The 18,734-nt window shown below is 71.5% G+C and carries 10 protein-coding genes, 2 pseudogenes and 1 riboswitch; of the genes and pseudogenes, 9 read left to right on the top strand and 3 right to left on the bottom strand.

Annotated elements, in window-relative coordinates; genetic code table 11:
• Positions 1-464 (top strand): annotated as a pseudogene (locus tag AB5J55_RS05025) (substrate-binding domain-containing protein); the annotation flags it as partial.
• An 18-nt stretch (positions 465-482) separates the two neighbouring features.
• Here the strand turns inward: AB5J55_RS05025 and AB5J55_RS05020 are convergent.
• The 3 genes and pseudogenes from AB5J55_RS05020 to AB5J55_RS05010 form a co-directional block, all read right to left on the bottom strand.
• Positions 483-2,045 carry an NlpC/P60 family protein gene (locus AB5J55_RS05020; RefSeq protein WP_369269487.1) on the bottom strand — a complete coding sequence of 521 codons (1,563 nt, stop codon included), beginning with the start codon at positions 2,043-2,045 and terminating at the stop codon, positions 483-485.
• Positions 2,046-2,101: 56 nt separating this feature from the next.
• Positions 2,102-2,279, bottom strand: a riboswitch (cyclic di-AMP (ydaO/yuaA leader).
• 142 nt (positions 2,280-2,421) lie between these two features.
• Positions 2,422-3,480, bottom strand: a complete 1,059-nt coding sequence (locus AB5J55_RS05015; protein ID WP_369269486.1) for an NAD-dependent epimerase/dehydratase family protein — start codon at positions 3,478-3,480, stop codon at positions 2,422-2,424.
• Positions 3,481-3,551: 71 nt separating this feature from the next.
• Positions 3,552-4,066: pseudogene (locus AB5J55_RS05010) on the bottom strand (enolase C-terminal domain-like protein); the annotation flags it as partial.
• A gap of 524 nt (positions 4,067-4,590) precedes the next feature.
• On the opposite strand from AB5J55_RS05010, the gene AB5J55_RS05005 reads away from it, so the two are divergent.
• The 8 genes from AB5J55_RS05005 to AB5J55_RS04970 are packed head-to-tail and all read left to right on the top strand — an operon-like array spanning position 4,591 to position 18,725.
• Positions 4,591-6,456 carry a phage tail sheath family protein gene (locus AB5J55_RS05005; protein ID WP_369269485.1) on the top strand — a complete coding sequence of 622 codons (1,866 nt, stop codon included), beginning with the start codon at positions 4,591-4,593 and terminating at the stop codon, positions 6,454-6,456.
• Positions 6,457-6,489: 33 nt separating this feature from the next.
• Positions 6,490-7,014, top strand: coding sequence for a phage tail protein (locus AB5J55_RS05000; protein WP_004003113.1), 525 nt, complete (start codon positions 6,490-6,492; stop codon positions 7,012-7,014).
• A 27-nt stretch (positions 7,015-7,041) separates the two neighbouring features.
• Complete coding sequence (locus AB5J55_RS04995) at positions 7,042-7,779, top strand: hypothetical protein (RefSeq protein WP_369269484.1); 738 nt, start codon at positions 7,042-7,044, stop codon at positions 7,777-7,779.
• On the top strand, positions 7,772-8,521 hold the full coding sequence (locus AB5J55_RS04990; RefSeq protein ID WP_369269483.1) for a hypothetical protein: 750 nt from the start codon (positions 7,772-7,774) through the stop codon (positions 8,519-8,521). Before AB5J55_RS04995 ends, AB5J55_RS04990 begins: the two co-directional genes overlap by 8 nt.
• Positions 8,522-8,554: 33 nt before the next feature.
• A complete protein-coding gene (locus AB5J55_RS04985; protein WP_369269482.1) occupies positions 8,555-9,403 on the top strand; it encodes a DUF4255 domain-containing protein in 849 nt (282 codons plus the stop codon).
• Between the two features lie 33 nt (positions 9,404-9,436).
• Positions 9,437-11,461: an ATP-binding protein gene (locus AB5J55_RS04980; protein WP_369269481.1), complete on the top strand. Its 2,025-nt coding sequence runs from the start codon at positions 9,437-9,439 to the stop codon at positions 11,459-11,461.
• A complete protein-coding gene (locus AB5J55_RS04975; RefSeq protein WP_369269480.1) occupies positions 11,452-11,790 on the top strand; it encodes a hypothetical protein in 339 nt (112 codons plus the stop codon). The genes AB5J55_RS04980 and AB5J55_RS04975 overlap by 10 nt, the downstream gene beginning before the upstream one ends.
• Positions 11,787-18,725 (top strand): DUF4157 domain-containing protein, encoded by a 6,939-nt coding sequence (locus AB5J55_RS04970; protein WP_369269479.1) that lies wholly within the window; start codon positions 11,787-11,789, stop codon positions 18,723-18,725. The genes AB5J55_RS04975 and AB5J55_RS04970 overlap by 4 nt, the downstream gene beginning before the upstream one ends.
• Positions 18,726-18,734 lie beyond the last annotated feature (9 nt).

The following is an 18,734-nucleotide window of genomic DNA, read 5'->3' as shown; positions in this document are numbered from 1 at the left end:
CAAGCCATGCACCATCTCGTGGAGCTGGGGCACCGCCGGGTCGTGCACATCGACGGCGGGCGCGGCCCGGGCTCGGCCGAGTGGCGTCGCGCCTACCGGGCCGCGATGCGCGCATCGAGACGAGCGGTCTGCTACTCGCCGAGCGTGACCAGGGCCTGCCCCTGCCCACCGCGGTCCTCGCGGGCAATGACCGGTGCGCCATGGGCTTGTTGATGGCCCCGACCCGCGCGGGCGTCGAGGTACCGCGCGACATGTCCGTCGGCGGCTCCGACGACAACCGCCTCTCCCGTCTGATGCCGGTCGGTCTGACGACGGTCCGTCAGGACGCGCTGCTGATGGCAGAGTACGCGGTGCGGTTCGCCGTGGAGCGGCTGGAGAAGCCGGAACTGGAGCCGCGCGAGGCCTTGTTGGACCCCAAGCTCGTGGTGCGGGGCACGAGCGGGCCGGCCCCGCGCGTCCCGTGACGGCGGCCGATCGGTGGCTCAGGCGGGCCGGATCACGCTGTGGATCGCCGACTCCCCGGCGTAGTAGATGGACTCCTCGCGTATGGAGGAGCCCGGGCCCGGTGCGTGGATCATCGTGCCGTTTCCGGAGCAGATGCCGACGTGGCCCGCATGGAACAGGACCAGGTCACCGGGCTCGGCGTAGGTGACCGCGATGCCACGGCCGGCGGTCGCCTGTTCCGGTGCGGTGCGGGGGAGGGCGATGCCCGCGGCCTTCCAGGCGGCCTGGGTGAGGCCGGGCCCGTCGTAGGCCTCCGGGCCCGTCGTGCCCCAGACGCAGGGCTTGCCGAGCTGGGCGCGGGCGAAGTCCAGGGCGCGCAGGGCCCGGGTGTCCTGCGGGCCCGTTGACGTGAGGGCGGCGCTCGGCTCGACGGACGGGTTCGTGTCGAGGGTCTGGTCGGCAGCGGTGATTGCCGGACCCGGGATCGCGGTCTGGCCCGTGGCGATGTCCTGGCTCGCGACGACTGAGGGGAGAGGGTCGGTGAGCGGGTCCGGCGTGGTGACTGCCGGGAGTGGGTCGGTGAGCGGGTCCGGCGCGACGACTGAGGGGAGTGGGTCGGTGAGCGGGTCCGGCGTGGTGACTGCCGGAAGTGGGTCGGTGAGCGGGTCCGGCGTGGTGCTCCAGGGCGTCGACGCGGCCCAGGCCGTCGTACCGGCCGGGACCGTGGTGAGGTCGGCCGGCCCCTGTGCCTGCAGTGCCTGCCATTGTGCGTCGGCAGAGGGATACGCATCGGCCGTGGGCTGGGCCTGGGTCGGCGCGGCCCCCCAGGTGTCGGTGACCGGCGCCGCCTCGATCGCCGCGAGCGGCGCGCTCTGCCGTGCGCTGTACGCGGACAGCAACGCGCGGGCCCGGTCGAGCTTGCGCTGGTTCTGCTCCTTGGTCGTGCGCAGCGCGGACCGCTCCTGCGGCTCGGCCGTGGGCTCGGCGGCCGGGAGGGGCAGGGCGAGGGCGCTCCCTGCGGTCGTCTGCTGCGGTGCCTCCGAAGCGCCCGGAAGTGCGGCAACGGGCCCGGCGGTCAGCTCGGCCACGGCAGCCGTCCGGGTGGCCGCACCGGACGTGAGCTCGGCGACCGGCGCGGCGGGCAGCTCCAGGGCGGCACGGCCCGACGACTCCCGCGCCTGATCGGGGCCGTTCGCCGGGCGCGCGGACCGCGTCCCGGTGGGGCGCTCGGGCATCCGGTCGGTCGGCAGTACCGCCGGCACAATCGGACCCACCTTCGCACGGGCGGCGTCGAACCACTGCCGCGCGACGCTGTCGAGCGCGGGGTCGCTGTGCCTGCTCTCGTTGTCACGGGGCGCGGCGGCGGCCCGGCGTGCGGTGTCCGTCGGCCGGTCGGTGCGCGCCCGCGATCCCGTCGCTGCCGCGCGGGTGGCGTTGAAGGTCCCCGTGTCCGACTCGGCCTGGTCGTAGAGGGAGCTGACCCGCCGGCTGACCTCCTCGCGGCTCGGCGCCTCGTCCGCGGCCGACGGGGCTGCGTTGGCCGTCTGGGCGAGCAGGGCCACAGAGGTCAGGGCTGCCGACGCGAGTGCGGAATTGCGCATGCCCGGGAGGCTCAGAGCCCCCGGACGCGCGGTGCGTTCCGGCGCCATGGGTGACGTACTCCTTCCGTACTCCGCCTACCGAGTTAGCTGACGGGTTCGGGCGGTCGTCTCCGGAAGGTGTGCCCTACGGCCCGCGCCCCGAAGGGCGGTTGGGCCGATTCACCCCAAGTTCGGTTGGGTCCCCGGCTCCAGTGGACCCTTGCGGGCGCGCACCGGACTCGGCGGAGGCCGCGCGTCCCGGCGGGGTTCGCCGGAGTTCGTCGTGCGGTCCGATGCGTAACCTAACCAACTTGTGAGGCCCGCGTGAAGATTGACATGTGAAATGTCCGATACGTTTTTGTGACCTTCGACGCTCCGAGTGAGAAAGAGACCGGATTCACTTCGCGGTGCGCTGACTTCGCCACGCTTCGTAATGATCGAGGACCGTCTGCTCGATCGGACGGTAGGCGATGCCCAGTTCGTGCACGCTGCGGCTGTTGTCCACCTGGAACCGGATGCCGAGGTGCTTGCGGATGTAGTCCTGGCTCAGTCCGAACGCCGGGCCCAGGACGCGAACGGGCCAGTGCGGGAGCGCGGTGCGCGGGAGGCGCAGGTCACGGGGATGGCGGGCCCGGATCATGCGGGACATCTCGTGGAAGGACGTCATGGTCCGGGCGGCGAGGATGTAGCGGCCCTTCGCGTCCGGGTTCCGGGCCGCCGCGATGTGCGCGTCGGCCACCTCACGCACGTCCACCGTGGTGAAGCTGAAGTCGGGTGCGCCGTAGAAGAAGTAGCCCTTGAACAGCTCCTCCAGCAGGAAGAGGCTGCCGGACTCGGAGGTGGGGGTGAGGGAGGGGCCCAGGATCAGGCCGGGGTTGACCGACACCATCCGCCAGCGGCCCTGGGCGGCTTCCGCGTCCCACGCCGCGCGTTCCGCGACCGTTTTCGCGTAGTGGTACGGGTTGTTCTCCATCGTGCTGGTGGTGTTGAAGTAGCGCTCCGACAGCACCGCGTCGTCCATGGCCAGTACGTCGGCGTAGTCGCCGAAGATCGCACCCACGGTCGAGGTGAGGACGAGTCTTTCGACTGTGGGTGTGCGCTCGATGGCCGCCAGCACATTGCGGGTGCCGAGCAGGGCCGGATCGACGACGTCCCTGCGGCCGTCCTTGATCTTCTCCGGCATCAGGAACGGCGACGCCACATGGAACACCACTCCGCATCCGGTCATCGCCTCGTCGAAGGAGCCCTCGGCCAACAAGTCCGCCTCGAACAGGTGGAGGCGGCCCGGATGTGCCTCCTGCATCTCCAGCAGGGGGCGTACCTTCGCCGTGGCGGCCGTGCTGCGTACCGTGGCGTGGACCCGATACCCGCGCTCCAGCAGCCGTTTGACCAGATGACTTCCGACGAACCCGCTGCCTCCGGTGACCAACACGGCCGTCGACCCGTCTGCGCCCACCGTCACTCCTTCTCCCGCGCGGAAGCCGGTCGATCACGGTAGCGTCGTTCGCACGGGAGTGAGCACTGCTTCACGTCGTCGGCCGAGTTCCACGGGCCGTGCGTGTCGCAGGAGTGGTCGAGGTCGGGGGTGGCCGCCGCCACGTGGGTCATCGTGGCGAGGCTGATGCCCAGGTGCGAGTTGGAGTGCATCGACAGGGCGATGCCGAACACCTCGCAGACCGCCGCCAGTTCACGGGTGCGGCGCAGTCCGCCCCAGTAGTGGTGGTCGGTGAGGAGCACCTGGATCGCGTTCTGCTCGATCGCCGGCCTCAGATGCTCCCAGTCGATCACGCACATGCTGGTGGCGAGGGGAAGCGGCCAGTCCTTCGCCACCTCCGCCATGCCGGCGGTGGTCGCGGCGGGATCCTCCAGGTACTCCAGCACGCCGTCCAGTTCACGCGCCACGTGCCGTGAAGTCTCCACCGTCCAGGCCGTGTTGGGGTCCAGCCGCAGCGGCCGTCCGGGGAAGCCTCCGCCAGCGCCTTCATCGCCGCGATCTCCTCGCCGGGCGGGAACACACCGCCCTTGAGCTTGAACGAGTCGAAGGGATTTACCCGGCCTCATGGGGCTGGGTGCCGGGTCGAGTTCGCGTCACCCCCGGAAAATCGGCCAAGGTGTGTTGTGTGCGACTCGAGGAGGTCGTACGTGCGTGCGACCAGTCGAACGAGGTGGGCGAAAGGGTTCCGGCCCGGCGGGAGCCCTCGGGGCGCTCCGCGGGGACAGCGCTGTGCAGATTCCGTGAACCACCTGGCCGGGGCGTGCAGGCGCGATGTGCGGATGCCGGGAGGGGGTCTTCACCAAACCCCCTGCCGGGCTGGCCTGAAGGCACCTTGTTCCGTCAACTTCCAACGCACCAAGGTGGATTGAGCACTTGAGCATCAGGAGTCACAAGCGCGTTGCTTGGCCCCGGCGACCGACAAGTCCGGGGCGCAGACGGGGGAACTGATAGCGGTGTGCGTCGTAGCGTCGCTCGTGTGGGGGGCGTCTTCGCGTGCCGAAAAGGGAATGCCTCCCTCCGCCACCTCTTGGTGCATTTGTCCGGTGCCCAAGACAGGGAGTAGGAGGGGGAATGCCGATGAGCGCGGTGAGCGCCGCCAGGCCGACGTATCCCGGCGTCTACGTCGAAGAGCTTCCCAGCAGCACCCGCACGATCTCGACCCTGACCACGTCCGTGACCGCCTTCGTGGGCCACACCCGGCGCGGTCCGCTGAACGAGCCGGTACGCGTCACCAGCTTCACGGAGTTCGAGCGTCGCTTCGGCGGCCTGAGCGCCCAGAGCGCAGTCGGCTACGCGGTCCACCAGTTCTTCGGCAACGGCGGCAGCGTCGCGGTGATCGTCCGCGTCGCCAAGGCCGGCAGCGGCAAGGCCGCCTGCGTCACCCTCAAGTCCACCGAAGGCCACAGCGAGGGCCCGGTCCTCGACGTGCACGCGAAGGAGCCCGGCGTCTGGGGCAACGGCCTGCGGGTCGCCGTCGACCACGACACGCCGTGCCCCGACGAGACCTTCAACCTGCGCGTCTACGACGCCAAGGGCGACGCCCGGGAGAGCTTCACGGGCCTGTCCATGGACGCCTCGCACGGCCGCTACGCGCAGACCGTGATCAACGCGGGCTCCAAGCTGATCCGCGTCGAGGTCGTCGGCGAGGGCCGCCCCGACCCCTCCGGCACCGTCTCCAAGCCGTTCGGCCACGAGCTGCCGAACCTCGCGGTCGACCTGACGGTCAAGATCGGCGAGGTGGAGCGCGAGTTCACGCTCCACGACCCCGACTGCGACGGCGAAGCCCCGTGCAGCGTGGCCGAGTTGGCGCTGCTGCTGGAGCGCAAGCTGCGCGCCCTGCCCGACGCGCCCGGCAAGCACGCCTTCGCCGGCGCCGAGGTCACCGCCTTCGGCCGCCGCATCCAGGTCGTCGCCGGCTCCACCGACCCCGAGGACGTCGTCCGCTTCCTCGGCGAGTGCGCCAACGACCTGGGCCTGGAGGCCTCCGTCAACCCGCCGGTCTTCCCGCTGGAAGGCGGCGAGGACGGCGAGGCACCGGGCCCGCGCGACCTCATCGGCTCCGAGGGCGACAAGAGCGGCATCCAGGCACTGCGCGGCGTCGCCGACGTCAACCTGCTGGCGCTGCCGGAAGTCGCGGCGTACGAGAAGACCGAGGACGCCCTCACCGTCATCTCGGCCGCCCAGCGGCTGTGCGCGGAGCGGCGGATCTTCCTGCTGGTCGACGCGCCGAGCACCTGGGTCAGCGTCGACACCGCACGCGCCGGACTCGCCGCCTTCGACGCCGTGCGCGGCAACCACGCGGGCCTGTACTTCCCGCACCTGCAGCTCACCGACCCGCTCACGGGCCGGCTGCGCTCCTTCCCGCCGTCCGGCGCGGTCGCCGGCGTCATCGCCCGCACCGACTCCGAGCGCGGCGTGTGGAAGGCCCCGGCCGGCACCGAGGCGCGGCTCGCCGGCGTGCACTCGCTCACCGTCAACCTGACCGACCGCGAGACCGGGCTGCTCAACCCGCTCGGCGTCAACTGCCTGCGCACCTTCCCGGTGACCGGCCCGGTCGTCTGGGGCGCGCGCACGCTGGAGGGCTCCGACGCGCTCGACAGCGAGTGGAAGTACGTGCCGGTGCGCCGGCTCGCCCTCCATGTGGAGGAGAGCCTCCAGCGCGGCCTGCAGTGGGTGGTGTTCGAACCCAACGACGAGAACCTGTGGCAGCAGATCCGGCTCGCCGCGTCCTCGTACCTGCACACGCTCTTCCGCCAGGGCGCCTTCAAGGGCGGCACCCCGCGCGAGGCGTACTTCGTCAAGTGCGACAGCGACACGACGACCGCCGAGGACATCGAGAACGGCGTCGTCAACGTCCTCGTCGGCATCGCACCGGTCCGGCCGGCGGAGTTCGTGATCGTCAAAATCCAGCAGACGTCCGGGCAGTTCGCGCTCTAGGCGCGGGGAATCGTGGAGAACTGAAGGAATCCGATGGCTGAGTTCACGGTCAACGCGCATCGCTTCGACCCCTACAAGAACTTCAAGTTCCTCGTCCTGTGGGACGGCCGGACGGTCGCCGGCATCAGCAAGATCAGTCCGCTGAAGCGGACGACGGAGGTCGTCAAGCACCGCCACGGCGGCGACCCCTCCTCCCCGCGCAAGTCGCCGGGCCGCTCCGAGTTCGAGGGCATCACCCTGGAGCGCGGGGTGACCCACGACCCCGAGTTCGACCGCTGGGCCAACAAGGTCTGGCAGGTCGGCGCGGGCCTCGGCTCCGAGGTCTCCCTCGCCGACTTCCGCAAGGACATAGTCATCCAGGTCCTCAACGAGGCCGGCCAGGTCGCCGTCTCGCACAAGCTGTACCGGACCTGGCCGAGCGAGTACCAGGTCCTCGGTGAGCTGGACGCCAACGCCAACGCGGTGGCCATCCAGTCGCTGAAGCTCGAGTGCGAGGGCTGGGAGCGGGACTACGAGGTCCCCGAGCCGGAGGAGCCCTCGTTCCTCAACCCCGCTTGACCAGTGGGTAGGTGAGGGGGGGAATAGATGGCGATCACGGGGGCGGCCGAACTGCTGGCCACCTGGGAGGCGGGCCTTGCCGAGGCGCCGACGGGGCGCGCCCTGCTGCTGCACCGCACGGCGCGCCCGGACGTCGACGCCGCGACCCTGCCGGTGCTGCCGGTGGGGGAGCGCGAGGCCGACCTGTTCGCGCTGCGCCGCGCCCTGTTCGGGGAGCGGATGCAGGTGCGGCTGGGCTGCGCGGCGTGCGGGGAGGACATGGAGTTCGACCTGGACGCCGGGGAGTTCGCACGCTCGCTGAGCGGTCGGGCGGGGTCCGCTGTCTCCGTGGTGCGGGTCCAACAGGAGGGCTGGGACGTGGAGTTCCGGCTGCCCGGGGCCGCCGACCTGACGGCGGCGGCCCGGGCGGCGGACCCGCGCGCCGCCCTCCTCGCGCGGTGCCTCGTCTCGGCGGAGCGCGCCGGGGCGGCCGTACCCGCCGAGGACCTGCCCGTCCCGGTCCAGCGCCGGATCGCCGAGGCCGTCGAGGCCGCCGACCCCGGCGCCGACGTCACGCTCAACATCGCCTGCCCCGAGTGCGGCGAGGCCACCCGGGCCGAGCTGGACATCGCCTCCTACCTGTGGACCGAACTGGACGCCTGGGCAAGGGACATGCTGCTCGACGTCCATCTGCTCGCCACGTCGTACGGCTGGAGCGAGCCGGAGATCATGGCGCTCAGCCCGCTGCGGCGCCGCTACTACCTGGAGCTGTGTGCGGATGTCTGACGCGGACGGGGCGCCGGTTCCCGACTTCCTCGACCGGCTGATCGCCCGGCACACCCCGGCAGCCGTCGGTTCCCGGCCGGGTGTGGTGCGGGTACGGCCCCGGCTGCCCGGCCCGTTCGAGCGGGTCGAGGCGGTACGGGCCACGGCTGCGGAACCGGACGACGGCTCCGACCTGCTGTGGCCCGCCACCACGCCGTCCGCCGCACGGCCGGGCGACACACCGGCCCCGGCGACGCCCGCCGCGCGACTGCACACGGAACGGGAGCGGACGGTCCTGCGCACCGAACGCGCCTCGGCCGACCCGGCACCGCGACCCGCACCCCGGGCCCTGCCCGAAGCGCCGCTCCTGCGTCCCGCAGCACCGGTCGCGCCCGGCCCCCGGCCCGCGCCGGACGCCGCGCAGCGCGCGGCGGGCCGTGCGCGCCCGGAGCGGGGCGCATCCCGGACCGCGGCGTCCGTGCCCATCCCCCCGGGCACGGACGCCGCATCCCCCGCCGCCGGGTCCGCGGCCCTGCGGCCCAGCGCCGCGGACACGGCGGCAGCACGGGACGCCGTACGGCAGGCCGCCGCACGGCGCCCCGCGCGGGCGCCCGAGCAGGTGGTGCAGGTGCAGATCGGGCGGCTGGAAGTGACGGCCGGACCCTCGACGTCCGGGGGCACACGGCAGCGCACGCCGTCGTCGGCCGAGCGGCCGGGGGCGACCCTGAGCCTGGCCGACTACCTCGCGCGGGGGCGGGAGTGACATGACGGACCGAGGAACCGAGGAACCGACTTCATGAGCAACGCACTCGCCATCGCCCATGTCACCCAGGCCCTGTCCCTGCTGCTCGCGTCCAACGTGGGCTCGGAGTTCGACGAGGCCGTCAAGGTGGAGCCGCGCAAGCCGCCGGCGGAGGCGCCGGACCACCCGACCATCAACGTGTTCCTCTACCAGGTCACCCCCAACACGTCGATGCGCAACAACGACCTGCCGACCCGGGCGGCCGACGGCACACTGGTGAAGCGGCCGGCCGCCGCGCTGGACCTGCACTACCTCATCAGCGCGTACGGCGACGAGACGACCCTGGTCGGGCAGCGGCTGATCGGTTCCGTGGTGCGGACCCTGCACGAGATACCGATCCTGCCGAAGGACGTCATCGAAGAGACCGGCCACCTCCCGCACCTGGTGGGCAGCGACCTCGCCGAGGCGGCCCAGCGGGTGCGGTTCACGCCCACGGCGATGGACGTCGACGAGACGTCGAAGCTGTGGGGGATGCTCCACCAGACGCCGTACTCGCTGTCGGTGGTCTACCAGGCGGCCCTGGTCTTCATCGACTGTCGTCAGACACCGGTGCCGGCGAAGCCGGTGGAGCGGACGGACGTACGGGTGCTGCCGTTCGGTGCGCCCGGGGCGCCGGTCCCTCCGGGGGCCGGGTCGAAGGCAGAGGTGCCGTCAACTACTACCGCACCGGTGTCTGTTGACGAAGTGGCCTCGGCGGAACCCGGGCTGCCCGTGAGGGGTGCCGCCAAGAAGACCACGAAGACCCCGGACAGGACCGTCGCCAAGGCTCCGGCACGGGCCCGCAAGACCACCCGGGCGAGCAAGCCGCCGCAGCCGGAGCCCCGGAAGGGCACGGAGGGCTGAGAACAGATGGGGACGACGGGGGCAGGTGAGGGCATGGGCACGAACGAGGCGGGCACGGCGACCACTTCGGCCGCTTCGGGTACGTCGGGCACTTCGGAAGCTTCTGGCACGGAAGGCGGACCCGACGTGGGCGCGAAGCTGATCGAGGAGATCAGGCGTGTCCTGACCCGAATCGACGCCCATGCCGCCGGCGCCGGAGAGGCGCCGGACGCGGAGGCCACCCCTGCGGCGAGCCCCGCCCCCCTGGCCGTCCCCGGCACCGCCCCCCTCGACGCCCTCCTCACCTGCTTCGGCCTCACCCCCTTCGAACGCGACCTGATCCTGCTCGCCGCCGCCGACGAACTGGACCCCACGACGGCTGCCCGCTGCGCCGCGGCGTGCGGCGACCCGCAGCGGGCGTACCCGACCTTCTCGCTCGCCCTGGCCGCGCTCGCCGAGCCGCACTGGAGCGCACTCACGCCGGTCGCGCCGCTGCGGCGCTGGCGGATCGTCGAGCTCGACGACGAGTCCCGGCTGACGACCTCCCGACTACGCCTGGACGAGCGCATCCTGCACTTCCTGCTGGGCTCGCCCTACCTCGACGCCCGCCTGCACGGCCGCCTGCGCCGCACCCCGATGCCGGAACAGCTGCCGCCGTCGTACGACGTCGCCGCGAGCCGGGTCGCCGAGGGCTGGACGACGGGGGCGAACCCCGAAGCGCCGCTGCTCGTCGAGGTGACCGGCGGTGATCTGCGCAGCCGTGCCGACATCGCCGCCGCGGCGGCAGCCCGGTCGGGACTCGGGCTGTACGCGATGGGCGCCGAGGACATCCCGGCCGACCCCGCCGAACGCGACGGGCTCGCCCGGCTCTGGCAGCGCGAGGCGATCCTGCTGCCTTCCGCGCTGCTCGTCGAGGTCGGCGAACTGGACCGCGACCAGCGGGCGGCGACCGAGGCGTTCCTGGCCGGCGCCGCCGTACCGGTCGTCGTCTCCAGCGAGGACCCCCTGCGCACGGACCGCCCGCACGGCGCACGCGTGGCGGTACCCCGCCTCGACGACGACGAGCAGACCGAACTCTGGGCCCAGGCGTTCCACTCCGTCGCCGACCTCGACGACGGCGAACTGCGCTCCCTCGTCGCCCAGTTCCAGCTGCCCCCGCACATCATCCGGTCCGCCGCCGCGACCGTACGCCGCCGACTGCCGTACGAGGACTCCGTCGACGCCGCCGAACTCGCCTGGCGGGCGGGCATGGAGGAGGCCCGGATCGGCATGGACGAGCTGGGCCGCCGGATCGAACCGGGGGCGGGCTGGGACGACCTGGTCCTGCACGATCGGCAGACCAACGTGCTGCGCGAGATCGTCGCGCATGTACGGCAGCGCCCCACCGTCCACCAGGAGTGGGGCTTCGCGGGCACCCTGCGCCGCGGCCTCGGCGTCACCGCGATGTTCGCGGGCGGGTCCGGCACGGGCAAGACGCTGGCCGCCGAGGTGATGGCGAAGGAACTCGGCCTCGACCTGTTCATCGTCGACCTCTCCCAGGTGGTCAGCAAGTACATCGGCGAGACCGAGAAGAACCTCCGCCGGGTCTTCGACGCCGCCGAGCGCGGCGGCGCACTGCTGCTGTTCGACGAGGCCGACGCCCTGTTCGGCAAGCGCAGCGAGGTCAAGGACAGCCACGACCGGTACGCCAACCTGGAGGTCAGCTACCTGCTGATGCGGATGGAGGCCTACCGCGGCCTCGCCATCCTCACCACCAACATGAAGAAGGCCCTCGACACCGCCTTCCTGCGCCGCATCCGCTTCGTCGTCGACTTCCCCTTCCCGGCCGAGCACGAGCGCGCCGAGATCTGGCGCCGGGTGCTCCCCTCCCGCGCCCCCGTCAAGGACATCGACCCGGGGCTCCTCGCCCAACTCACCGTCGCGGGCGGCTCGATCCGCAACATCGCGCTGTCCGGTGCCTTCCTCGCGGCCGAGGAGGGCGACCGCCTGCAGATGCGGCACATGCTGGCGGCGGCTCGCACGGAGTACCAGAAGCTGGAGCGCTCGCTGACTCCGGGGGAGGTGCGGGGATGGGTGTGAACGGGGAGATCCGTGGGGCCCGGGGCCCCCAAGTGGCCCGGGACCCTCGTGAGGGCCGGAACCCTCGTGAGATCCGGGTCGAGATCGGCGAACTCGCCCTCCACGGCTTCCGCGTGGACCCGGAGCGGGTGTCGGACGCCTTCGAACGCGAACTGACCCGCCTGGTCCACGCCCACGGCGTCCCGCTGGCCACGGACGGCGCCCTGATCCTCGAAGCGCTGTCCGGCCTGCCGCCCCTGCCCGCCGGCCTGTCCGCCCGCCGTCTCGGCCAGGAACTTGCCCGCGCCGTGCACGAAGGGCTCAGCGGCCACGGGGAGGTGACCCGATGAGTTCCCAGGCCCAGGACGCCCAGTCCGAGCAGGCCGCCGAACAGCGCCGCCGCAAGCGCAAGGAGCGCGCCGCCAAGTCTCGTACGCCCGAGCCGAAGGACATCGTCAGCGGCGCCGGGCAGCCTCTCGACCCCGGTGTACGGCGGGAGTTGGAGGAGCGGCTCGGGCACGACCTGAGCCGCGTCCGGCTGCACACCGGTCGTGACGCCGGGCAGCTGACCGAGTTGCTCGGCGCCGACGCGGTGGCCGTGGGCCAGGACATCTTCTTCCGCGAGGGCGCCTTCAAGCCGGGCACGGACGAGGGGCGCCGCCTTCTCGCCCACGAGCTTCTGCACACCGTGCAGAACCCGCACGGTCTCGGGGCGCTGCGTGCCGGGCGGGAGTTGGGTGCGGTGAGTGTGCCGCAGCAGGCGATCGAGCGGGAGGCGGAGGCGGCGGCGCAGCAACTCGTGCCCGGGCAGGACCACGACCCGCAGACTCCCGAGGTGGAGGTCGGCCAGGCGACGCCGGGGTGGCTGCGCTACGCGACCGTGGACGCGGACCGGCGCCGCATGCAGGAGCTGGACCCTGCGACGGTGGTCGACCGCTTGGCCAACACCGTCCTGCGCTCGCTGCGCGGGGACCCGGAAGACCGGTCGGGCAGGGCACGGCTGCACTTGGCGCGGATGTCTGCGCAGGTACAGGACGTCGTCCTCGACCGGCTGGAGACCCGAGTGCCCGCGCCGGTCCTCGACCGGCTGCTGGCGGATGTCGAGGAGCTGGAGCAGGCGGGGCCCTTGCCGCTGGATGCCGCGGCGGCGCCTTTGGCCGTGCCCGGCGCTGCGGACGAAGTCGCGCAGGAGCGCCGACGCGACGAGACCGCCGAGGAAGGCCCGGACGCGCGCGAGCCGAAGGAGGGCGCCGAGGGCGGGCGCGGGGAGGACGAGCAGGAGAAGCCCGGCGAGGGCGGTGTCCAGCCCGCGACCGAGGGGCGTACGGGAGCCGCCGGCGACGGGAAGGGGAGCACGTCCCCCGAGGATGCCGCTGTGCAGGACAAGGAGGAGGCCGGGGCGCGGGACCAGGATCGGTCCCGGTCCCGGCAGGCGGACGAGGACGCGTCCGCCGGCGAGGAGAAGAACGCCTCCGCGCAGGACGCACAGCAGAAGGCCGCGGACGACGGCACGAAGGAAGACGAGGCGAAGAACGACGAGGCCGCCGCCGAGGAGGACCGCGAAGAGGCAGGAGGCCAGGAGGAAGCCCCGCCGGAGCCGGAGCAGCAAGCGGGCGAGCAGCAGGCGCACCAGGACGAGGGCCCGGCGGTCGCCTCGAGCGCCGCGGCCGCCCCGATGCCGGTCGACAGGAGTGGCGCCGAGCCCGGCGAGAGGTCCCGTACCGGCGGCGACACCGGCCCGCTTCGTGCGGCGGGCGATCCGGAGAATGAACAGGACGCGGACGACGAGCCGTTGGGGCTCGACTCGGAGCCGACCGAGCAGGAGACGACCGCCGACCAGGAGACCTCCGAGGCGGCCGCCCGCGGCGACGAACCCGTCCCCGACGTCGACCTCGTCGGCTACACGGATGCCGCCAGGAACCCGGGCCTTGTCGAGGAACGGAAGAAGGGCACCGCCCCCCGGCCGGCCCTGCCGTCCACGGACGCCGGACCGGCGCCTGACGAGGCCGAACCCGTCGGCCCGGAGGAGACACCGGCACGTTCCGGGGCGGACGACGGGTCCCAAGGCCTCGCCGACCAGGACCTCTTCGCCGGAGCGTCCTCGGAGCAGGGCGTCGGGCCGGACGGCGCAGGGTCGACCTCCGGCATCGGCGCCGACGGGTCCGGGCTCAGCACGGCGCCCTCGGCAGGGGGCATCGGCGACAAATTGCAGGCGGAGCAGCGTGCGGAGGACGCCGAGGCCCGCCGGCGGGACGAGGAGGCCCGTACCGCCGATGGCGCGGGCCCCGGTGGAGCTCCGCCGACCGGTGAGCCGGCCGGACCCGAGCGACTGGCCAAGGCGGACGAGGACGCCCGCACCCAGGACGCGGGTTCGTCCCAGGCGTCGGGCAAGGCGGCGGAGGGCGGCAGCAAGTCCGAAGACTCCTCGAAACAGGGATCCCAGGCGGCGGGCGCCCCGGCGAAGGGCGAGAGCACCCCGGCGAAGGGGGCGACGGAGCCTGGTGCCGGAACGGACAAGGACGCCGCGAAGCCGGCCGCCGAGGGCGAGGACAAGACGGGCGGCACCGGCAGCGGTACCGGTACCGGTACCGGCGCCGACAGCGGAGGGGGCAACCCGGACACTCCCGGCACCACGCCGACCCCGACTCCCGACGACCGGGGAGTCACCGACGGCAACGGGGATGCCACCTCACCCCGACCGGAGACCGGCCCGGACAAGGTCTCCACACCGGGGCCGGGCTCCGCTCCACAACTTGCGCCGGGCAATGGCCCCTCACCCATGTCCGCCGCGGAGGCGAAGACCAACACGCCCAAGGCTGGGGGCGCTTCGGGTTCCGGGGGAGGGGCTTCCACCGCCCGGCCGAAGCCATCCGGCAGCAAGCGCCAGGCCGCACGGCAGGTCGCGCGAAACGCCCGCCGAACCCCGGGCGGCGGGGGTCGCTCGTCCAAGGCTCCGGCCCCGGCAAGGGGTGGCGGTGGGCGCGGGGGCGCATCGGCCCCGGCGAGGTCCAAGAAGGAAGGTGCCGCACCGGATGTCTCGAACGCCACGCCCGAGGCGGGACTCGCCACGGCCGCCGGCCTGAAGCCGCATCAGATGCTGGACACGCTCAAGGGCGTGAACGGAGCTGTCGGCCGCTCGGTCGACAAGGAGCGTTCGGCACTGCGCAAGGCGCCGCCGAAGGAACAGCGCCCTTCCGGCTCGCCGCGCACGGTGCCGGGCGGCCCGACGTCGGCGGCTCCGGGCACGTACACCAATGCCAAGGTGGCCCGGACCGACGCCGCCCCGGGCAAGACGCCCGAGATCACCGGTGACCAGAAGCCGGAAGGCGAGGTACCGGGCGCGAACGTGCCGGAGCCGAGCTGGTGGGACATCGCCGTCACCATTGGCGCCCAGCTCTTCGGCAAACTTCTCAAAGAGATCCTGCCGCTCGACGACCTGATCGACTCGATCCTCGGCCTCCCCACGAAGGACGAGGGCCTGCAGAACGCCAAAGTGGGGGACGCGCCGCGACTGCCGCTGGACAACGACTCGGACCCGCAGCGCACCGACGAGCAGGGCCGGAAGCTCGACGAGCGGAAGTCGGAGCTGCACCGCTCCGGCCGGGAGGACGCGGCCCGCCCGATGGGCGAGGACCAGATCTACCCGGATGTGCCCAAGGAGACCCTGACCGGCAAGGTGCCCGGCGGCAACGGCAAGAACGCCAAGGGTGCCGGGCGCACGATGACCGGCGGCGGGGTGCCGATCGAGTCGGCGTCCGCCGTGGCCGAGCACGACCGCGGCCCGCAGATCCAGGCCGGCTTCGGCGAGGGTCGGCAGAAGATGGGGCAGGAGCGCAAGGCCAAGGACGACAAGGCGCACAAGGACCGGCAGAAGCACGATCAGGACCTCAAACGTGAGGTCGACAAGAGCGGCAAGCAGCAGTCCGATGCCCGGGACAAGGGCCGCTCCGACGTCGCCGACTCACGCGACAAGTGGCGCAAGGAGCAGGACGACAAGACCGCGGAGATCGACGGCAAGAAAGGCAAGAAGTACGACGAGGTCCGCAAGGACATCGACGACAAGCAGCAGCAGACGGACAAGGACGTCGACAAGCGGACCGAGGACGACAACAAGAAGATCACCGACGAGCAGACCAACGCCGAGAAGGAGGCGGAGAAGAAGCAGGAGGACGGCAAGGACGACGCCGACAACTGGCTCGAAGAGGCCATCGAGAAGCTGAAGGAGTTCTTCGAGGGGCTCAAGAAGGCCATCAAGGGCATCTTCGAGAAGGCCCGGCAGCTCGTCACCGATCTCATCGACAGGTTCAAGCAGCAGGTCTTCAAGCTCATCGATGATGCCCGCAACTGGGTGATCGACAAGATCAACAAGTTTGCGGACGTGCTGGTCGCCCTCGGTGACGAGCTCCTCGCCGACTACCCGGCGATGCGCGACAAGTGGCGCCGCACCATCGACGGTGCGCGTGACTGGGCCGTGGAGAAGGTCAACCAGCTCGCCGACGGCCTCAAGGAGATCGCGGGGAGACTGCTCGACGGCCTGTGCGGGGCGCTGCTGGCGGGGCTCGACGTCCTGGAGACCGGGATGCTGGCGGCCGTCGAGGTCGCCGAGTCCGCCACGGTCGGTGCACTGGAATTCGGTGCCGCCGTCGTGGAGGGCCTCGGTGAGTGGGCCGCCATCTTCAACGACATCGTCTCCGACCCCGGGGACTGGATCAGCAAGGCGGGAGCCGCCGCGGACACCGGGGCCAGGGAGCACCTCTTCAACGAGGTCACCAGCGCGGTGAAGGCCTGGTTCAACCAGAAGGTCCAGGAGATCATCGGCATTCCGATCGAGGACTTCCAGGAGCTGGTCTCCGGCGGGGTGACGGTCGAGCAGATGGCCCAGATGGCGTGGGACGAGGCGCTGCCCCAACTGCCGGTCATCATCGGTGTCCTGGTCGTCGAAAAAGTCGTCGCGAAGCTGATCCCCGGCGCCGGCTGGGTCATGGCGGTCATCGACGCCCTGAAGACGGCATGGGGTGCGCTGAGCGAGATCCTCGCCGCCTTCGGCCTGTTCATGGACTTCCTCAAGTCGGTCAAGAGCGGCAACGGCGCGCTCCCCTTCGCGAAGGCGGTGGCCGCGGGTGTCGTTGCTCTGCTCGAGCTGATCTACGAGTTCCTGATCGAGGGCGTCGGAAGGTTCATGGGCAAGGTGGCCGACAAGCTCGGCGACATGCTGAAGAACCTCCGCAGGAAGAAGGACAAGCCGGACGGCCCCGACGCTCCGCCGGCACAGCCGAACGCTCCGGGCAACACAAAGGACCGTGACCAGGCCCAGGCGCCCACGACCAGCGACCGCTCACCGAATCCGGACCGCCCGACCGACCGCGGGTCCGATCGTGACGACGACCGCACCGCGCCGCGCCGGCCCACCACGAACCAGAAGTCCCGGCCACCGACGAGGCCGCGCCCCGGCAAGCGCTCCTCCCCGGAGAAGAAGCGCCCCTCGCACACCACCCGCCCGAGGAAGCGCCGTGACGACGAGCGGCGCCGTGAGGAGGGCCGTGAGGTCAACGCCGCCCGGAAGCGGGTACGGGATGCGGAGCAGCGCACCCGCAACGACAAGGACGACACTCCTGGCACCCCGTCGCGCCGTCGGCCCGACACGGGCCGCACGGACAGCCGGGGCCCCGACAACCGCCGCCCGGGTGACCGACGTACGGACGACCGACGTACGGACGACCGACGTACGGACGACAAGCGCCGTCCGGACGAGAGGCGGACGGACGACAAGCGCCGCCCCGACAACACGCGCACCGACGACCGCCGCCGGGACGCCGACCGTGACCGTGACAAGGACCGCCGCCCCGGCAACCGCGTCCGACGCGCCCGCCAGAGCGTCAAGTCGGCTGTCAACAGGGCCCGCCGCGCCGCCGCCAAGCTCTTCGGCAAGGCTCGCCGGAAGGTTGGCAACCGCTTGAACGACCGGTTGCGCAGACTGCGGGACCAGTGGCGGCGGCGGAACGACCGGGATCGGCGACGCGACCGTGACAGGGATCGCGCAAGGGACCGGGACAGGCAGGCACAGCAGGAGGGCAGGAGGGACTACGACCTCCCCTCGGTCCGCTTCCGCACGGTGGACGGCGCGATGCACACGCTGCTCTTCGACGGCAAGGGAAAGAGCGCTGACCTGGCCATGCGCAGCACCCTCGCTGAGATCACGTCGTACATCAACGACTGGGAACGGGAGAACAACTCGGCGCCGATCTCCGAGAATCAGGAGTTGCGGACGAAACAGGAAGTGGCCCGGAAGCAGGCGGAAGCTCTGCGCAAGCAGACGGAAGCCGTGCAGGCCGGTCTCCCCGACCGGGAACCGGGCAGTGCCAGGTACAACCGTCGCACCAGCCGGACCTCGTACGGGGAACCGATCTTCCTGTCGGCCGACCAGCCCGGTGTCGAGCGCCAACTGCGTGCTTTGAGGGCGCTCATGGAGACGCTGGCGACAGCTCTGGAGCAACGTTCACGAGGTGCGAACGAGCCGCCCCTGCCGGCCACGATCCTGCCTCCGTTCTCCGACGGGGACACCGCGAAGTCCTTCAGGGCGCACCACATCAAGAAGAGCACTCCGCTCGGCACGGAGGCCTCGGAGCGTCCCGACGTATGGCCCTTGGGCTGGGATCGTGTCGTCGCCGAGGGCCTCTCCAACCGGGGTGACTGGGTGCGCATGCACATGCTGACGGCGGTTCTGGGAGGTCATGCCTCAACGTCGAACCTTGCGCCGGCGACCCGCGAGGACAACATCGCCGCTCGGGAGAAGGCGGAACATCCCGCCGCCCGCGCGATCGGGAAGAAGTCCGGGGGAACAGGCCAACTCGAGAAAATGGTCTGGTACGACGTCAATATCACCATGCGGGGCACTCATCCGGGATTCCCGAGCGCTGTGGACATGTACTGGGGAAGCTATGAATACCCCAAGGGGCACTGGCAGCGAAAGAGTCGACCGGATGGATCCTGGACCACCGGCACCTTTGCCGCGCCGCCGTGGCGGGCCACCGGGAACAGTCCGCTCACGGTGAATCTCAACAACGCGACCGACAAGCAGATCGTCGCGGTCACGCGACTGGCCGCTGCTCATGCCAAGAAGATCATCGCCCTCAGGGATAAGCAGCCGACCAAGACGTTCAGTGGAATGGGCGACCTTGAGGGCAAGCTGAAGGCGCAGACCTCCGGGCCTGCCGCATTGGCTGCGGTGGTGCGAATGATCGATATCTTGAAAACGGCCGTGCGGAACCAGAAGCTGTACTTCTAGGTCATGGGA

The organism is Streptomyces sp. R11, from assembly GCF_041051905.1.
In the GTDB taxonomy this organism is placed as follows: domain Bacteria; phylum Actinomycetota; class Actinomycetes; order Streptomycetales; family Streptomycetaceae; genus Streptomyces.
The sequence above is the reverse complement of the archived record's forward strand: the minus strand, read 5'-3'. Positions and strand labels throughout refer to the sequence as shown.

What these genes read in the sequence shown, in the direction of transcription:
- AB5J55_RS04995 (WP_369269484.1), top strand. Translation starts at nt 7,042, where the DNA reads ATGGCGATCACGGGGGCGGCCGAACTGCTGGCCACCTGGGAGGCGGGC.
- AB5J55_RS04975 (WP_369269480.1), top strand. Translation starts at nt 11,452, where the DNA reads ATGGGTGTGAACGGGGAGATCCGTGGGGCCCGGGGCCCCCAAGTGGCC.
- AB5J55_RS04980 (WP_369269481.1), top strand. Translation starts at nt 9,437, where the DNA reads ATGGGCACGAACGAGGCGGGCACGGCGACCACTTCGGCCGCTTCGGGT.
- AB5J55_RS05020 (WP_369269487.1), bottom strand. Translation starts at nt 2,045, where the DNA reads ATGCGCAATTCCGCACTCGCGTCGGCAGCCCTGACCTCTGTGGCCCTG.
- AB5J55_RS04985 (WP_369269482.1), top strand. Translation starts at nt 8,555, where the DNA reads ATGAGCAACGCACTCGCCATCGCCCATGTCACCCAGGCCCTGTCCCTG.
- AB5J55_RS04970 (WP_369269479.1), top strand. Translation starts at nt 11,787, where the DNA reads ATGAGTTCCCAGGCCCAGGACGCCCAGTCCGAGCAGGCCGCCGAACAG.
- AB5J55_RS05005 (WP_369269485.1), top strand. Translation starts at nt 4,591, where the DNA reads ATGCCGATGAGCGCGGTGAGCGCCGCCAGGCCGACGTATCCCGGCGTC.
- AB5J55_RS05000 (WP_004003113.1), top strand. Translation starts at nt 6,490, where the DNA reads ATGGCTGAGTTCACGGTCAACGCGCATCGCTTCGACCCCTACAAGAAC.
- AB5J55_RS04990 (WP_369269483.1), top strand. Translation starts at nt 7,772, where the DNA reads ATGTCTGACGCGGACGGGGCGCCGGTTCCCGACTTCCTCGACCGGCTG.